Origin of the sequence: Streptomyces sp. NPDC052721, assembly GCF_040678315.1 — a bacterium.
In the GTDB taxonomy this organism is placed as follows: Bacteria; Actinomycetota; Actinomycetes; order Streptomycetales; family Streptomycetaceae; genus Streptomyces.
In genome coordinates this window covers 1-16,717 of record NZ_JBFATL010000049.1, presented here as the reverse complement: position 1 = coordinate 16,717, position 16,717 = coordinate 1, and the positions used below count along the sequence as shown (strand labels likewise).

Here is a 16,717-nt window from a genome sequence, read left to right as displayed (position 1 = left end):
CCTCTAGACTCACCCCGGTGATGCGTGACATGGCACAGAACACCCCGGGCGCTCAGATGCCCGCACTCCCCCGGCTCGGCGGCCGGCGGAGCAGCTACCGCGAGCGGGTCGCGGACGCCCTGCGTGCCGCGCTGATCGCGGGCGAACTGCGGCCGGGCGAGGTGTACTCGGCGCCCTCGCTGGCCGCCCGCTTCGGCGTCTCGGCGACGCCGGTGCGGGAGGCCATGCTGGACCTGGCCAAGGAGGGGCTGGTCGACACCGTGCCCAACAAGGGCTTCCGGGTCACCGCCGTCTCCGACAGACAGCTGGACGAGTACACGCACATCCGGGCGCTCATCGAGATCCCCACCGTGGTGGACCTGGCCCGCACGGCCGACCGCGTCTCCCTGGAGGCGCTGCGTCCGGCGGCCCGGGAGATCGTCACCGCCGCGGTGGCGGGCGACCTGATCGCCTACGTCGAGGCCGACACCCGCTTCCACCTCGGGCTGCTCGCCCTGGCGGGCAACGCGCACCTGGTCGAGGTCGTCGCCGACCTGCGCAAACGCTCCCGTCTGTACGGCCTGACCGCGCTGGTGGAGGCGGGCCGGCTGCTCGCCTCCGCCGAGGAGCACCTGGAGCTGCTGGACGCGCTGCTGGAACGCGACGAGAAGGCCGTACACACGATCATGACCCGGCATCTGGGGCACGTCCGCAGCCTGTGGGCGGCGACGGAGTGACCAGGTCCGCGCCGGACCGACCCCGCGGAGAGGGCCGGACATCTCGCGGCGCGACGACCTCACGACGACGCTTTTTTCATACCCAGGCGGCCCGCACGGAACAAAAAGCGGCGATTTTGAGCCACATCGGCACATCCCCGACCATGGGACGCGTCCCGGTGATCCCGGGAACGTCAGTTCCATGAGAGGCGCACCACCCATGCACAACACCGGAACCGTCCCGCAGTCGGCTCCGGCCCCCGCGGAGATCCCCGCGGAGACCCCCACGGTTCCCGTCGAGGACCCGCACGGCGACACCGGCAGGCATGCCCGCCGGTTCGGCCTGCCCGTCGCCACCGCGCTGGTCATGGGCAACATCATCGGCGGCGGCATCTTCCTGCTCCCCGCCTCCGTCGCCCCCTACGGCACGGTCAGCCTGGTCGCCTTCGGGGTGCTGACCGTCGGCGCCATCGCGCTGGCCCTGGTCTTCGGCCGGCTCGCCGCGCGCGACCCGCGCACCGGCGGCCCCTACGTCTACGCCCGCGAGGCGTTCGGCGACTTCGCGGGATTCCTCGCGGCCTGGTCGTACTGGATCACCACCTGGGTGTCGAACGCCGCGCTCGCCGTGGCCGCCGTCGGATACCTCGACGTGCTGATCCCGGTGAACCAGCACCGCTGGACCGCCTGCCTGGCCGCGCTGGTCCTCCAGTGGCTGCCCGCCCTCGCCAACTTCGCCGGCACCCGGTACGTGGGTGCCGTGCAGCTGGTGTCCACGGTGCTGAAGTTCGTGCCGCTGCTGCTCGTCGCGGTCGGCGGGCTGTTCTTCTTCGACCCGGACCGGCTCGGGCCGTTCAACGCGAGCGGTCACGGCGCGATCGGCGCGGTGTCCGCCTCCGCCGCCCTGCTGCTCTTCTCCTACCTCGGAGTGGAGTCCGCCGCCGTCAGCGCGGGCGAGGTCAGGAACGCCCGCCGCAACGTGGGGCGCGCCACCGTGATCGGCACCGCGGGCGCCGCGCTGGTGTACCTGCTGGGCACGCTCTCGGTGTTCGGCACGGTCGCGCACGACCGTCTGGTGACCTCCACCGCGCCGTTCTCGGACGCCGTGAACACGATGTTCGGCGGCAGCTGGGGCGGTACGGCCGTGGCGCTCGCCGCCCTCGTGTCGATGACCGGCTGCCTCAACGGCTGGACCCTGCTGAGCGCACAGACGCCGTACGCGGCGGCTCGCGACGGGCTGTTCCCGAGCGCCTTCGCGCGCCGGCGGCGGGGCGTGCCCACGGTCGGTGTGGGCGTGACGGTCGTCCTCGCCTCGCTGCTCACCGTCTACAACTACCTGTCGGGTTCGGGGAAGGTCTTCGAGGTCCTGGTCCTGGTCACCACGTTCACCGCGACCGTGCCGTACCTCCTGGCCACCGCCGCGCAGATCTTCCACCTCGTGTCCGGCGGTGCCGAGGCGGTCGACCGGGCCCGGCTGGTGCGGGACTCCGTGGTCACCGCGGTGGCCGCCGCCTTCTCGGTCTGGCTGATGGCGGGCGCCGGCTACGCGGCGGTCTACCAGGGCGTGCTGTTCCTGTTCGTCGGGATCATCGTCTACGCGGTGATGGCGGCCCGGCGCCGGCGCAAGCAGACGTCACCGATCGAGGTGCGGTGAAACACCGGCATTCCCCTGTCGCGTACCGGATGCCGCCCTCGGGGGCGTGCTGTGCACTCCGGGCCGGTACTTGGGGATGCGGATCGTGATCTTCATGCCGGCTCCGACGCCGGTCTCGATCACCAGCCCGTGGTCGTCGCCGTAGACCTGCCGCAGCCGCTCGTCCACATTGCGCAGCCCGATGCCCGTCGAGGGGCTGCCCTCACCGCGCAGGATCCGGCGCAGCCGGCCGGGCTCCATGCCGACTCCGTTGTCCTCGATGACGATACGGGCCAGCGCCCCCTCGTCCAGCGCCGTGATGCTGATCCGGCTGCGCTCGACGCTTTCCTCCAGCCCGTGCTTGACCGCGTTCTCCACCAGCGGCTGAAGGCACAGGAAGGGCACCGCCACGGGCAGCACCTCGGGGGCGATCTGCAGGGTCACGCGCAGCCGCTGTCCGAACCGGGCGCGGACCAGCTCCAGGAACTGCTCGATGGAGCGCAACTCCTCGGCCAGGGTGGTGAACTCACCGTGCCGGCGGAAGGAATAGCGGGTGAAGTCGGCGAATTCCAGGAGGAGTTCGCGGGCCCGCTCGGGGTCGGTACGGACGAACGAGGCGATCGCCGCGAGGGAGTTGTAGATGAAGTGCGGGGAGATCTGCGCGCGCAGCGCCCGGATCTCCGCCTCGATCAGTCCCGTGCGGGCCCGGTCGAGCTCGGCGAGTTCGAGCTGGACGGACACCCAGCGCGCCACCTCCTCGGCGGCCCGGAGGAGGGACGCCGACTCCCGGACGCCGAGCACGACGAGGGCTCCGAGCACCCGCTGGTCGACGGTGAGCGGCACCGCGGCGCCCCAGCGCACGGGACAGCCCGGGTCCGGGCAGCCGACGGCGAAGGTCTGGGCGCGGCCGGTGTCCCGCACCTGACGGACCCGGTCCAGGACGGTGTCCTCGTGGTGCCGGCCCGGCCCGTCCCAGGCCAGCGGCCGGTCCCGGTCGGTGAGGCCGAGCGCGGCCGTGCCGAACAGCGGCCGGAGCCGTCGTACCGCCTTGCGGGCCGCGTCCTCGGTGAGGCCGGCGCGCAGCGGGGGCGCGGCCAGGGACGCGGTGTGCAGGGTGTGGAAGGTGGCGCGTTCCACGGGGGTACCGGGGTCCGTCCCGCCCTCGGCGGCGCGGCGGGCCAGCAGGCGTCCGGCGGCGAGGCCCCCGGCGAACAACAGCGGGGCTCCGGCGGCGAGGAGGGCGAACTCGTTCATGCGCGGGCCCTGTCGGCCGCGGCCCGGTGGCTCGTCATGGGGTGGTCACTCCTCGGCGGGTGGTGGGCGCGCCCTGGCCGGCGGGGCGTTCGGGCAGGTGGAGGCGGGCCATGGCGGCCTCGGTGCCGGCCGGGATCCGGTCCCGGGTGGCCAGGGAGACCAGGATCATGGTCAGGAAGCCGAGCGGTACGGACCACACGGCCGGCCAGGCGAGCAGAGTGTGCGCCCAGCCGTCGGTCAGGGGCCCGGCGATGGTCAGGGCGACCGCGACGAGGGCGCTGCCGCCGCCGGTGAGCAGCCCCGCGATGGCGCCGGGCGCGGTCAGTCCGCGCCACCAGATGCCGAGCACCAGCAGCGGGCAGAAGGAGGAGGCGGCCACCGCGAAGGCGAGGCCCACCGCGTTGGCGACGGGGAGGTTGCCGGCGGCCACGCTCACCGTGACCGGTACGGCGACCGCGAGGAGCGTCGCCAGCCGGAAGTGGCGGACGCCGAGCGAGGGCAGCACGTCCTGGCTGAGCACGCCCGCGACGGACAGCGTGAGCCCGGAGGCGGTGGACAGGAAGGCGGCACAGGCGCCGGCGGCGATCAGCGCGCCGAGCAGCTCGCCGCCCGGGCCGCCGACGAGCCGTTCCGGCAGGACGAGCACGGCGGCGTCCGTGGTGCCGGTGAGCAGCAGGTCGGGGGCGTAGATCCGGCCGAGCAGGCCGTAGAGGGGCGGGAGCAGATAGAAACCGCCGACCAGGGCGAGCACGATCACGGTGGTGCGCCGGGCGGCGCGGCCGTCCGGGTTGGTGTAGAAGCGCACGAGGACGTGGGGCAGTCCCATGGTGCCGAGGAAGGTCGCGAAGATCAGCCCGTACGTCGTGTACAGCGGGTGATCGTCCTTGCCGCCCGACAGGGGCGCCGCCCAGCTGGACGCTCCGGTGCGCCGTCCGTCGTCGGCCTCCCGCTCGGGCACCGGGGAATTCGGCGGGAACCGCAGGGTCGTCCCGGCGTGGACCTCGTGCACCCCGGGGTCCAGCAGCAGAGGGCCGTTGTCGTAGCCCTGTCCGTCCACGCCGCCGGTCACGACGGCCCGCAGCGGCGCCTCGACCCTGATGCGGACGGTGGTCTCGACGGTGACCTGGGTGTGCCGGCGGAAGGTCGGCGGCTCGTCCAGGGCGCCGGCGGGGCGCGGGTCGCCGTGCCAGGCGAGCACCAGGAAGATCGCCGGCACGAGCAGCGCGGTCAGTTTCAGGCAGTACTGGAAGGCCTGGACGAAGGTGATGCTGCGCATGCCGCCGGCGGCCACGGCCAGGGTGACGACGACGGCGACGAGCACACCGCCGAGCCAGCGCGGTGCGCCGGTGACCAGGCCCAGGGTGAGGCCCGCGCCCTGGAGCTGGGGCAGCAGGTAGAGCCAGCCGACGCCGACGACGAGCACGCTCGCGACGCGCCTAGCGGCCCTCGACTCCAGCCGCGCGTCGGCGAAGTCGGGCAGGGTGTACGCCCCGGAGCGGCGCAGCGGGGCGGCGACGAACACGAGCAGCACGAGATAGCCGGCGGCGTAGCCGACGGGGAACCAGAGCATCTCGACGCCCTCGGCGGCGACGAGTCCGGCGATGCCGAGGAAGGAGGCCGCCGACAGGTACTCGCCGCTGATGGCCATGGCGTTGAGGTACGGCGGAACGGTACGGGAGGCGACGTAGAAGTCGGAGGTGGTGCGGGAGATGCGCAGCCCCGTCGAGCCGATCACCAGGGTCGCGACGACCGCCGCCGACACGGCCACGATGCCGTACGTCTGGTTCACCCGGCGGCCCCCGCGCGGCCGGGCCGGTGTCGCTGGGCGTCGGTCACCGTCAGGGCCTTTCGGCGAGGTCCGCGGTGTCCCGTTCGTTGCGTTCGGCGCGTACGACGTACCAGCGGCCGATGACGACGAGCGCCGGGTAGACGGCGACGCCGAGAACGGCCCAGACGATCAGGGCGCTGCCCGGCCGGGCCCCCGTGTCCCGCAGGGCCGTGAAGACGAGGGGCAGCGGCCCGAGCAGGACGACGAGCAGACCGGACGCGAGGAGTCCGAGGCGCAGTTGACGACGTATCAGGGTACGAAGAGCGAGGGACTCATCGGCCGGACTGTCCTCACCCGCCCGCACGGCACCGGGGCGGTCGCGACCTCGGCTTCCCCGGCCTCCGTGGTCCGCGCGGGCCGCACGCGGAGTCCCCGTGACCACTTCACGTCGAGGAGTCCCAGGTGCACCCATGCCGCGTCCTCCGACCGCGATGATCACACGTCGCAGTGGAGTGTACGCATCAGGGAACCAATGCGACAGCTTCCGGTCAGCGACCGTTGCCGGACGGGTCCGTCGTGGCCTTCTCGACCAGCAGATCCCGCAGTTCACGGGCGCACCGGCGGCTCACGACCAGCACCGACGCGCCGATCCTGACCGTCAGCCGCCCCGCGTCCACCCGTAGCTCGTCGATGCGGGCGAGGGAGACGAGATGGCGCCGGTGGATCCGCAGGAAGCCCTTCGCCCGCCAGCACTCCTCCAGCGTGGACAACGGGATGCGCACCAGGTGGCTGTCCTGGCGGGTGTACAGCCGGGCATGGTCGCCATGGGCCTCGGCACGGGTGATGTCGGCGACGGACAGGAACCGTGTGACGCCCTCGCGCTCCACCGGGACCCGGTCGGCGAGCGGCCACGCCCCGGAGCGCCCCGGGTGGGCGGCGCGGTCGGCCGCGACCAGCTCGGCGACCCGCCGGACCGCCTCGGCCAGGCGCTCGCGCCGCACCGGCTTGAGCAGACAGTCGGCGGCCCGGACCCCGGATGCCCGCAGGGCGTGCTCCTCGTGCTCCGGGTGCGCGGTGACGAAGACGACCCGGGGCGGCTCGGCGCGACCGGCGAGAAGCCGGGCGAGGTCCAGGCCGCTGAGCCCCGCCATGTGGATGTCCAGGAACACCGCGTCGACGTCCGCCGCACCCTGCGCCCCTCGCGGGCCCAGCCGCCGCAGCGCCTCGGCCGCTGCGAGGACGCCCTCCGCCGACCGCACCCGGGGATCGGCCCGCAGCAGGAACAGCAGTTCGGCGAGCGCCGGTTCCTCGTCGTCGACGGCCAGCACCCTCAGCATGGCGACTCCCCCGGGAAGCGGACGGACGGGGGGCCGTGGGCGTGCGGCGTCCCCGTGCAGGAGCACGGGGAGGCGGACCGACGGGTTCAACGGAACACTCCACGACCGGGGTCCGCACGTACAGATAGCTCAGAACATGATCAAGGCCCCACCTCACTGTGGTGAGGCAGGGCCCTTTGACCTGCGACTGCGAAGCATTGCTCCCGTCGGGACGACAGGATTTGAACCTGCGACCCCTTGACCCCCAGTCAAGTGCGCTACCAAGCTGCGCCACGTCCCGCCGCGGTCTCACGCGGAGCGTTCCGCGTGATCACGCAGGTCAACCCTACCGCACCTGGGCGGGTGCCCGTGTCGGCCCCGGTACGGTGTCCGGGGCGGCCGGGCGGCCGGTGCGGTGGACCGGGACGAGGAGGGCGGCGCCGGTCGCGGCCAGGCAGAGGAGGGCGAGCAGGGCCCAGCCGTGGGTGTAGCCGGAGGCGTACGGCAGGCCCGAGGGCTGGAGCCGGCCGGTGACCAGGACGCTGGTGAGCGCGGCGCCGATCGAGCCGCCGATGGTGCGGATGTTGGCGTTCATGCCGGTCGCGGCGCCGGTCTGCTCGGCCGGCACGCTGCCCACGATGAGGTTGGCCATCGAGGCGAAGGCGAGTCCGATGCCGAGGCCGAACAGACCCGAGACGACGGCCACCTGCCACTGCTCGTCATGCCACAGGGTGAGGAAGCCGCAGGCCAGCGCGCCGAGCGCGGCACCCGCGGTGAGCAGCGCCTTCGCGCCGACGCGGGGCTCCAGACGGCCCGACAGGACGCCGGAGAGGAACATCGCGACCAGCATCGGCAGCATGAGCAGACCGGACGCGGTGACGCCGGCGCCGAAGCCGTAACCGGCCGCGGACGGCGTCTGGACGAAGCCCGGCAGGAAGGACCAGATGGAGTACATGCCGGCGCCGAACAGCAACGCGGCCGTGTTGGTCGTCCACACCGCGGGCAGCCGCAGCACCCGCAGATCGATGAGCGGGCTGCGCGAGCGGGCTTCGGTCGTCAGCCACACGCCGAAGAGCACGACGGCGGCGGCGAACAGACCGAGCACCTTCGCCGAGCCCCAGCCCCACTGTCCGGCCTGGCTCAGCGGCAGCAGCAGGGCCACCAGCCAGCCGGAGAGCAGCACGGCCCCGCTCCAACTGACCTTCCCCTTCGCCCGCTTGGGCGACTCGGGGACGTAGCGCAGCGCGATCAGGACCGTCGCGGCGACGATCGCCACCGGGATCCAGAACAGCCAGCGGTAGTCGAGCGCGGACACGATCGGGCCGGCGGCCACGATGCCGACCCCGCCGCCGGCGGCGATCACGGCGGAGAGGTTGCTGATGCTGCCGCTGACGTCGCCGGGGGCGAACTCGTCCCGGATGATGCCGAAGGAGAGCGGGAACAGGGCGCCGCCGACGCCCTGGACGACCCGGGCGATGATGAGCACGCCGATGTTCGGGGCCAGCGCGGCGACGAGACAGCCCGCGAGGACGGCCAGCAGGACGGCGACGAGGGTCCGCTTCTTGCCGACGAGGTCGCCGACCCGGCCGAGGATCGGGGTGAAGACCGAGGCGGACAGCAGATAGGCCGTCATCACCCAGGTCGCGGTGGACTGTGAGGTGTGCAGGGCGTGCTGGACGGTCGGCAGGGCCGGCGCGATCAGCGACTGGAGCATGGAGAACACGCCGGCACCGGTCGCGAGGACCGTGAAGGTGAGGCGAGTGGATGCGCGGGGCATGAAGAAGCCTCTCCGAAATCAGGGAAGCGGAGGGAGAACAGGGACGTGGAGGGTCGGTACCGGTGGGGTCGAGTACCGGGGGGCGCGGTCGTACGGGCCGCGCCACGGGGATGCCCGGAGCCGACCCCGCGGGCCGCGTCCGGCCACGGCGGAGCCGACCCCGCACTGCTAAAGTGGAGGCATACCTCCACTGTAGCGGAGGTGGACCTCCGGTTCCAGTCGATTCCCCCCCGGGAGGCAGCAGTGACGGCCACGCCGTTCCCCGTCAGCGAGATCGTGGCGGCCCGCCGGCCGCACCGTAAGGACGCCGCCCGCAACTACGACGCCCTGCTCGGCGCCGCACGCGAGGCGTTCGCGGAGCACGGCGCCGACGCCTCCCTGGAGGACATCGCCCGCCGCGCGGGCGTCGGCATCGGCACCCTGTACCGGAACTTCCCGACCCGCCGCGACCTGTTCGAGAGCGTCTACGCCGACGAGGTCAACGCCCTGTGCCGGGCCGCCGTCGACCTCGCGGACCGGGAGCCGTGGGAGGCGTTGACGGCCTGGCTGGACCGGTTCGCCGGGTACATGGTCACCAAGCGCGCCGTCCGCGAGGCCCTCGACGGCGAATCGGACATCTTCCGGTCGTGCCGCGACTCCATGTACGCGGCCGGCGGCCCCCTGCTGGAGCGCGCGCAGCGGGCCGGCGTCGCCCGGGCGGACATGGACTTCGGCGATCTGCTGCGGATGGTCGCCGGGATCATGGCGACGGCGTTCGAGGACGACACCCAACGCGACCGGGTCCTCGCCATCGCCCTGGACGGAGTCCGCACCCGCCGCTGACCGCGCCGGTCCGTGGACTCCCCGTCCATCCGGCCCACGCCCGTCCGCGGTCCGCCCCGGCCACGCGGTCGGCTGACTGCCCGCCCCCCGTCCGCCCCCTACTTGATGACCGCGTTCGCCACCACCACCACGACCCCCAAGCACGCGTCCCCCAGCCCCATGAGGACGGCGGTCGGCCAGCGGCGTGCCGACCAGCGGGCGGTGACGAGGCCGATGCCGAAGAGGATCACGATGTTGAGGACGAACGCCGCGTACTCGACGCCTTTCGCGGGCCACCATCCCCAGCGCGCGCCCGCGAGCAGGAAGACCGTGGGCAGCACGGCCGTGACCAGCGGCCACTCGTTGCGCATGGCGAGCAGGACGTCCCACCGACTGTGCGGGGTACGCTCGGCGATGTAGTGGGCGTAGCCGTGGGCCAGGGCGGAGGCGCACGCCGTCACCAGCACCCATGCCGCGTCGTAGCCGCGGACGTCGGCCGACGTGTGCCCGTGCTGGGTGAGCGCCGCGACCATCGAGCTGGCGAGGACGGCGCCGTACACCCCGCCGAACAGGACGATCTCCCGCGTGTCGTGCTGCCGGGGCGGCGCCTGGCCGGCCGTCGTGGAGTCAGCCATGTCCCCACGATCACCCGGGCCCCGCACCCCCGCCAGCCGGCGCTTCCGGGCGAAGTGCCGTCCGACCCGATGCCCCGCGCACCGTCCACGGCGGCACGGCTCGCGCGCCGACCGGGGTCGGCCGCATGACGCGCCGCTTCTGCTGTTCTCGGTGATCGGCGGCTCGGCGACCATCGAGGTCGAGGACGGGGCCGACGCTGACGGTGGGGCCCGGCGACACGGCGGGTGCTCCGCGGGTGACCGCACGACGTGCGCCGTGCGCGAGACGCTGCGCGAGGCCTACGCGATCAACCCGTGAGGCCGTCCCCGGGTGGCCCCGTCGTGCCCCGGATCTCCAGCGTCGGCGCGGCCAGCCGCACCCGCCCCTCGCTGCCCGGGCGCTCGAAGCGGTCCAGCAGGCAGCGGGCTGCGCGTCGGCCCACCTCGTGCGGGGCGGTGTCGACGGTGGTCAGCCAGAGGTGCCGCAGCCGGGAGACGCTGGTGTTGTCGTACCCGGTCACCGACAGGTCGCCGGGCACCCGCAGTCCCAGCTCGCCGGCCGCCGACAGCGCGCCCACCGCGGCCATGTCGTTGACGGCGAGGAGCGCCGTGGGCCGCTCGGGGCGGCCGAGCAGGCGGACGGTTCCGCGGTAGCCGCCCTCCTCGGTCAGGTCGCCGGGCTCGACGAGCGGTTCGGCGCCGTGCGCCCGCATCGCCGTCTCGAAGCCACGCCGGCGCAGCGCGCCGACGGCGCCGTGGCCCGCGAGGTGCGCGATCCGGCGGTGGCCGAGGCCGAGCAGATGCTCGGTGACGAGCCGGGCGCCCCGCTCGTCGTCCCCGGCGACGACGTCCACGCCCGGCGGCTGCGCCTCGCGGGCGCCCGCCACGACCACCGGCATCCGCCGCGCGAGCACGCCGAGGCCACCCGCGTCCGGGACCGTACCGACCACCACCAGTCCGTCGACGCCCAGGTCCAGGAAGGGCTCTGCCAGGTCGTGGCCCATCCGACGGTTGAGACGGGCGTCGGCGAGGAGCATGTGCAGACCGGCGGCGTGCAGCAGGGAGTTCAGCCCGTCGAGCAGTTCCACGAACCAGGGGTTGCGCAGGTCGTCCAGGAGGACACCGACGGTGCGGGTGCGCTGCTCGCTGAGGCTGCGGGCCGCCGCGTTCGGCCGGTACCCCAGCTCGCGTACGGCCCGCAGGACCGCCTCCCGCTTCTCGGGGCGCACCGGGCCGGTGCCGCGCAGCACCAGTGAGACGAGCGACTTCGACACGCCGGCCCGTTCGGCCACGTCGCGGATCGTCGGCGGTCTCATGGGATGGACCGTTCCACGCGGCGCGCCGCGCTGTCAAAGGGTTGACACGCTGGTCATGTCCGAACAAAGGTGGCCACCGGTCGAATCTGGACCGGTCCAACAGCCGGTCCGAGGGAGAGGGGCTGTCATGGTGGACGCGCTCGGTGTCGCCGTCATCGGGTTCGGCTGGATGGGCCGGGTGCACACCCAGGCGTACGCCCGCCTCCCGCACCACTACCCCCGGCTGCCGTTGCGGCCCCGGCTGGTCACGGTCGCCGAGGAGGTGCCGGGACGGGCGGAGGAGGCCGCCGAGCGGTTCGGGTTCGCGTCGGCGACCCGGGACTGGCGCGAGGTGGCCGCCGACCCGCGCGTCCGGGCGGTGAGCGTCACCGCGCCGAACTTCCTGCACCGGGAGATCGGCGTGGCGATGGCCGAGGCCGGCAAGCACCTCTGGATCGAGAAGCCGGTGGGCCTGACCGCCGGGGACGCCCGCGCGGTCGCCGACGCCGTCGCCGGGGCCGGTGTGCAGGGCACGGTCGGCTTCAACTACCGCAACGCGCCGGCCGTCGAGGCCGCCCGCGAACTGATCGCCTCCGGCGACATCGGCACGGTCACCCACGTCCGCGTCCGCCTCTTCAGCGATTACGCGGCCCATCCGGACGGCGCCCTGACCTGGCGCTACGAGCGGGAGCGCGGCGGCAGCGGGGTGCTCGGCGACCTGGCCTCGCACGGCGCCGACCTGGCCCGCTTCCTGCTCGGCGACATCGCCTCGCTCACCGCCGACACAGCGGTCTTCGTCCCGGAACGCGCCCGTCCGAGCGGTGCGACGGCCGGTCACGCCCTGGCCGCGGGCGGCGAACCGGGCCCGGTCGAGAACGAGGACTACGTCAGCTGCCTGCTCCGCTTCGCCTCCGGCGCCCGCGGCGTCCTGGAGGCCTGCCGGGTCTCGGTCGGCGAGCAGAACAACTACGGCTTCGAGGTGCACGGCACCCGGGGCGCGGTGTTCTGGGACTTCCGCCGGATGAACGAACTGAGGGTGAGCCGGGGTACGACGTACCAGGACCAGCCGGTGAGCACGGTGTACGTCGGTCCGGGCGCCGGCGAGTTCGCCGCGTTCCAGCCGGGCGCGGCCAACGCGATGGGCTACGACGACCTGAAGGTGATCGAGGCCTACCGCTTCGTCCGCTCCATCGCCGAGGGCACCCCGTACGGCACCACGCTCGCGGACGCGGTGCACAGCGCGACCGTGCTGGACGCGATGGCGGAGTCGGCCGCGAGCGGGGCGTGGGTCACCCTGCCGGGGTCGTAGGCATGTTGTACGGCGTGACCACCTGGATCGCGGACGGCAGGACCGGCCCGGCCGGCGGCAGCGCGCCGTGGAAGCGCATCACCTCGTGGCAGGCCTCGCGCAGATCGTGCCGCAGATCGTGGTGGAGCACGGCGGACAGGCGGTGCTCGCGCAGCAGGCGGGTGTTGTCGTGGTCCAGGTCGTGCGCCACGAACACGGCGCACTCGCGGCCCAGGTCGGCGAAGGCCCGCAGAGTGGCGTTGTTGCCGCCGCCGATGGAGTACACCGCCCGGATCTCCGGGTCGCGTTCCAGGGCGGCGCGGACCAGGTCGTACTGCGTGGCGTCCAGGCCCTGGCCCTCGGCGATCTCCACCAGCGTCCGCTCCGGATGCCGGGCCCGCATGACGCCGCGGAAGCCCATCTCGCGCTCCTCCTCGTTGCGGAAGAAGCCGCTGCTGAGGCTGGTGAGGACGTTGCCGGGCCGGTCGCCGAGCCACTGGCCCATCAGGTAGGCGGCGGTCGCGCCGGCCGCCCGGTTGTCGATGCCGACGTAGCCGACGCGTCCGCTCGCGGGCAGGTCGGTGACGAGGGTGACGACCGGGACTCCGGCGGCGGTCAGCCGGCCGACGGCCGCGGTGACCTCGGGGACGTCCGGCGCCTTGAGGATCACGCCCTGCGAGCCGCGCCGGGCGATCCGGTCGAGCGTGCCGACCAGCTCCCGGACCGGGCCGGTCTCGCGGAAGTGGAAGCGGGAGCGCACGACGGCCGGGTGGAGCGCGGGCAGTTCGGCCTCCAGGGCGGCGCGTACGGCGGTGGTGAACCGCTCGGGTGCCTGGGCCACGATGTCGACCATGAAGGTACGGCCGATCAGCCGGACCTGGGTGCGCTGCCGGTCGAGGTCGGCGATGGCCCGGTGCACCTCCCGCGCGGTGCTCTCCCGCACCCCTCCCCTGCCGTTCAGCACCCGGTCCACGGTGGCCTCGCTGAGACCGGCCTGACGTGCGATCTCCCGGATCGGGAACGGGTGGCCCATGGACCGGCTCCTTGAGGGGTTTTTGATGGTCGCGTGCTGGTTGTTCGAGGGGTTTGTACTGACAAGAATGACAGGGCCGCGCCGCTCGCGTGACCGAAAGCGGGCCACTCCCGTGACCGAAAGCGCGGCGCTCCCGTGACCGAAAGAGGGACACCGATGTCCGTCGCCGCCGTGCCGGGCCGTGCCTGGCTGTCCGAGCAGGACTGTGATCTCGGCGCCTTCCGTGCCCTGGTCGAGCGGACCACGGATCCGGCCGGCTACCCGCACGCCGCGTCCGTCGTGGAGAACGTCCTCGTGTACGAGGGTGAGCGGCTGCGGACGGCCGGCGACCGGACGGCGCTGGGGGCGGAGCTGGTGCGGGCGCTCGCCGAGGGCCCCGGGATCGTCGTCGTCCGGGGTGCCTTCCCGGAGCCGGACGTCGTCGACCGGGTCACGGCGGTGTTCGAGGCGCTGATCGCCGAGCAGCGGGCCGCCGGGGCGACGGCGGGCGACCACTTCGCCGCGCCGGGCGCCAACGACCGGGTGTGGAACGCGCTGGAGAAGACGGCCGTGTACGACGCGGAGGCGTTCGCCGACTACTACGCCAACGACGTCCTGGCCCTGCTCGCCACGGCCTGGCTGGGCCCCGGCTACCAGGTCACCTCCCAGGTCAACGTGGTCAACCCGGGCGGCGCCGGACAGACCGCGCACCGGGACTACCATCTGGGCTTCCTGAGCAACGCGGTGGCCGCCGCCTATCCCGCGCACGTGCACCGCCTCTCCCCCCTGCTCACCCTCCAGGGCGCGGTCGCCCACTGCGCCATGCCGGTGGAGTCCGGACCGACGCTCTACCTGCCGTACTCCCAGCTCTACGAGCCGGGCTACCTGGCCTGGCGGCTCCCGGAGTTCCAGGAGTACTTCGCGGCGCACCACGTGCGGCTCCCGCTCGCGAAGGGCGACGCCGCCTTCTTCAACCCGGCGCTCTTCCACGCCGCCGGCGCCAACCGGACGGCGGACGTCCGGCGCACGGCCAACCTGCTGCAGATCTCGTCCGCGTTCGGCCGCGCGATGGAGACCGTGGACCGCGAGGCGGTGACGAACGCCGTGTTCCCGGTGCTGGTGCGGCGCAAGGAGGCGGGCGCGTCCGAGGAGTGGCTGGACAACGTGATCGCCGCGAGCGCCGAGGGCTACCCCTTCCCCACCAACCTGGACAGCGACCCGCCGGTCGCCGGGCTGGCCCCGCCGGCGCAGGCGGACCTGGTGCGGCGGGCGCTGAGGGAGACATGGGGGCCCGGGCGGCTGCGCGAGGAACTGCGGGCGGCGGCGGAACGCCGGGAGAGCTGAGGCAGGGCATGGGACTTCTCGACGACAAGGTCGTTCTCGTCAACGGCGGCAGCCAGGGGGTGGGGGCCGCCATCGCGCGGGCCGCCGTCCGCGAGGGCGCCGTCGTGGCGGTGAGCGGGCGGCGCCCGGAGCCGGGCGAGGCGCTGGTGGCGGAGCTGTCGGCGGCCGGGTGCGAGGCGCTGTACGTCCAGGCCGATCTGGCGGACGCGGAGCAGGCCAGGGCGTCGGTCGCCGAGGTCGTGGACGCGTACGGCCGGATCGACTGCCTGGTGAACTCGGCCGGGCTGACCTCGCGGGGCACGCTGCTGGACACCACACCGGAGCTGTTCGACGCGCACATCGCGGTCAACCTCAAGGGGCCGTTCTTCGCGATGCAGGCTGCGGTCGCCGACATGACGGCCCGCAAGGCCCCCGGCACGATCGTCAACGTCATCACCTCGTCGGCGCACGGCGGGCAGCCGTTCCTCGCGCCGTACGTCGCCGCCAAGGCGGGTCTGGCGGGCCTCACCCGGAACGCGGCGCACGCCCACCGCTGGGACCGGATCCGGATCAACGGCCTGAACATCGGCTGGACCGCGACCGAGGGCGAGGACGCCACCCAGCGGGCCTTCCACGGCGCCGGCGACGACTGGCGCGAGCAGGCCGCGGCCCGGCTGCCGATGGGCAAGCTCGGCCAGCCGGACGAAATCGCGGACTTCGTGGTCTTCCTGCTGTCCGAGCGGTCGGGGGTGGTCACGGGGTCGGTGATCGACTGGGACCAGAACGTGCTCGGCGGCCTCGACTAGAACTGAAGCACCAACCCTAGGAGCACTACCGCATGCGTATCGGAATCCTCGGCCTCGGCCGCATCGGCGCCTTCCACGCCGAGACCCTCTCCGGACTGGACGCCGTCGAGTCGCTCGTCGTCGCCGACCCGTTCGCGGACGCGGCCAAGGCCGCCGCCGAGCGGTTCGGGGCACAGGTCGCGGACTCGCCGGAGGCCCTGCTGGCGGCCGGCGTGGACGGCCTCGTCGTCGCGGCGGCGACGGACGCCCATCCGGCGCTGATCCGGGCCGGAGTCGAGGCCGGCGTCCCGGTCTTCTGCGAGAAGCCGGTCGCCCGCACCATGGCGGAGGGCGTCGAGGTGCTGAAGGCCGTGCGGGACAGCGGCGTGCCGATCCAGATCGGCTACAACCGGCGCTTCGACGCGGGCTTCGTCGCCGCGCGGGCCGCCGTACGGGCCGGTGAGCTGGGCACGCTGCACACGGTCCGCTCCACGACCCTCGACCCCGCGCCGCCGCCGGCCGCGTACATCGCCGCGTCCGGCGGGATCTTCCGTGACTGCTCCGTGCACGACTTCGACATCATCCGCTGGGTGACGGGCCGTGAGGTCACCGAGGTGTACGCGGTGGGCGGCAACCGGGGCGCCGACTACATCAAGGCGGCGGGCGACGCCGACACCACCGGCGCGATCCTGACCCTGGACGACGGCACGATCGCGGTGGTGTCCAACTCCCGGCACAACAAGCGGGGTTACGACGTGCGCATGGAACTGCACGGCTTCGCCGACTCGATCGCCGTCGGCCTGGACGACAAGCTGCCGCTGCGCTCGGTCGAGCCCGGTGTCACCTTCCCCGCCGGCACCCCGCACGACTTCTTCATGGACCGCTTCACCGACGCCTACCGCGCCGAACTGACCGCGTTCACCGAGGTCGTGGCCGGTACCCGGACCTCGCCGTGCACCGTCGAGGACGCCCTGGAGGCCGGCTGGATCGCCGAGGCCTGCACGCTGTCCCTGCACGAGCACCGGCCGGTCACGCTCGCGGAGGTGCGGGGGGCCTGACCGACACGCCGACGGCGCCGGGCAGGTGCCCGGCGCCGTCGGCGTGGCGGGCAGCCGCAGGACCGGCTCAGCCCCACGGCCGGGTTGTTGGTGTACCGCGC

Annotated in this window: 15 protein-coding genes and 1 tRNA gene; 7 read left to right on the top strand and 9 right to left on the bottom strand. The window is 73.5% G+C overall.

The features are described from left to right. Window positions 1-20 precede the first annotated feature (20 nt). Window positions 21-716, top strand: a complete 696-nt coding sequence (locus AB0L21_RS33570; protein WP_365702055.1) for a GntR family transcriptional regulator — start codon at window positions 21-23, stop codon at window positions 714-716. Window positions 717-915: 199 nt separating this feature from the next. Next, window positions 916-2,346, top strand: coding sequence for an amino acid permease (locus AB0L21_RS33565; protein ID WP_365702053.1), 1,431 nt, complete (start codon window positions 916-918; stop codon window positions 2,344-2,346). Here AB0L21_RS33565 and AB0L21_RS33560 read toward each other — a convergent pair. From AB0L21_RS33560 to AB0L21_RS33535, 6 genes are all read right to left on the bottom strand, one after another. After that, window positions 2,326-3,579: a histidine kinase gene (locus AB0L21_RS33560; protein ID WP_365702051.1), complete on the bottom strand. Its 1,254-nt coding sequence runs from the start codon at window positions 3,577-3,579 to the stop codon at window positions 2,326-2,328. The genes AB0L21_RS33565 and AB0L21_RS33560 overlap by 21 nt on opposite strands. A gap of 34 nt (window positions 3,580-3,613) precedes the next feature. Further along, complete coding sequence (locus AB0L21_RS33555; protein ID WP_365788109.1) at window positions 3,614-5,368, bottom strand: cation acetate symporter; 1,755 nt, start codon at window positions 5,366-5,368, stop codon at window positions 3,614-3,616. Between the two features lie 49 nt (window positions 5,369-5,417). After that, complete coding sequence (locus AB0L21_RS33550) at window positions 5,418-5,711, bottom strand: hypothetical protein (protein WP_365788108.1); 294 nt, start codon at window positions 5,709-5,711, stop codon at window positions 5,418-5,420. A gap of 184 nt (window positions 5,712-5,895) precedes the next feature. Continuing rightward, window positions 5,896-6,684 carry a LytTR family DNA-binding domain-containing protein gene (locus AB0L21_RS33545; RefSeq protein WP_365788107.1) on the bottom strand — a complete coding sequence of 263 codons (789 nt, stop codon included), beginning with the start codon at window positions 6,682-6,684 and terminating at the stop codon, window positions 5,896-5,898. 206 nt (window positions 6,685-6,890) lie between these two features. Beyond that, a tRNA-Pro gene (locus AB0L21_RS33540) sits at window positions 6,891-6,964 on the bottom strand. 45 nt (window positions 6,965-7,009) lie between these two features. Next, window positions 7,010-8,440: an MFS transporter gene (locus tag AB0L21_RS33535; RefSeq protein WP_365788106.1), complete on the bottom strand. Its 1,431-nt coding sequence runs from the start codon at window positions 8,438-8,440 to the stop codon at window positions 7,010-7,012. 243 nt (window positions 8,441-8,683) lie between these two features. Here AB0L21_RS33535 and AB0L21_RS33530 point away from each other — a divergent pair, with 243 nt between their 5' ends. Beyond that, a complete protein-coding gene (locus AB0L21_RS33530) occupies window positions 8,684-9,262 on the top strand; it encodes a helix-turn-helix domain-containing protein (protein ID WP_365702041.1) in 579 nt (192 codons plus the stop codon). 98 nt (window positions 9,263-9,360) lie between these two features. Here the strand turns inward: AB0L21_RS33530 and AB0L21_RS33525 are convergent, their stop codons facing one another. Both AB0L21_RS33525 and AB0L21_RS33520 read right to left on the bottom strand, forming a co-directional pair. Continuing rightward, window positions 9,361-9,876, bottom strand: a complete 516-nt coding sequence (locus tag AB0L21_RS33525; RefSeq protein ID WP_365702039.1) for a hypothetical protein — start codon at window positions 9,874-9,876, stop codon at window positions 9,361-9,363. A gap of 287 nt (window positions 9,877-10,163) precedes the next feature. Beyond that, entirely contained in the window at window positions 10,164-11,171 is a 1,008-nt protein-coding gene (locus AB0L21_RS33520; RefSeq protein WP_365788105.1) for a LacI family DNA-binding transcriptional regulator, read from the bottom strand. A gap of 127 nt (window positions 11,172-11,298) precedes the next feature. Here AB0L21_RS33520 and AB0L21_RS33515 point away from each other — a divergent pair, with 127 nt between their 5' ends. Continuing rightward, window positions 11,299-12,459: a Gfo/Idh/MocA family oxidoreductase gene (locus tag AB0L21_RS33515; protein WP_365788104.1), complete on the top strand. Its 1,161-nt coding sequence runs from the start codon at window positions 11,299-11,301 to the stop codon at window positions 12,457-12,459. On the opposite strand, the gene AB0L21_RS33510 is transcribed toward AB0L21_RS33515, so the two are convergent. Then, window positions 12,440-13,471 (bottom strand): LacI family DNA-binding transcriptional regulator, encoded by a 1,032-nt coding sequence (locus AB0L21_RS33510; protein ID WP_365702035.1) that lies wholly within the window; start codon window positions 13,469-13,471, stop codon window positions 12,440-12,442. The two genes, AB0L21_RS33515 and AB0L21_RS33510, sit on opposite strands and share 20 nt — an antisense overlap. 156 nt (window positions 13,472-13,627) lie before the next feature. Here AB0L21_RS33510 and AB0L21_RS33505 point away from each other — a divergent pair, with 156 nt between their 5' ends. From AB0L21_RS33505 to AB0L21_RS33495, 3 genes are read left to right on the top strand one after another with little or no spacing between them, the layout of a single operon-like run. After that, window positions 13,628-14,794, top strand: coding sequence for a phytanoyl-CoA dioxygenase family protein (locus tag AB0L21_RS33505; protein WP_365788103.1), 1,167 nt, complete (start codon window positions 13,628-13,630; stop codon window positions 14,792-14,794). Window positions 14,795-14,802: 8 nt separating this feature from the next. Then, complete coding sequence (locus AB0L21_RS33500; RefSeq protein ID WP_365788102.1) at window positions 14,803-15,579, top strand: SDR family oxidoreductase; 777 nt, start codon at window positions 14,803-14,805, stop codon at window positions 15,577-15,579. 32 nt (window positions 15,580-15,611) lie between these two features. Continuing rightward, window positions 15,612-16,616 (top strand): Gfo/Idh/MocA family oxidoreductase, encoded by a 1,005-nt coding sequence (locus AB0L21_RS33495; RefSeq protein WP_365702029.1) that lies wholly within the window; start codon window positions 15,612-15,614, stop codon window positions 16,614-16,616. Window positions 16,617-16,717: the final 101 nt, after the last annotated feature.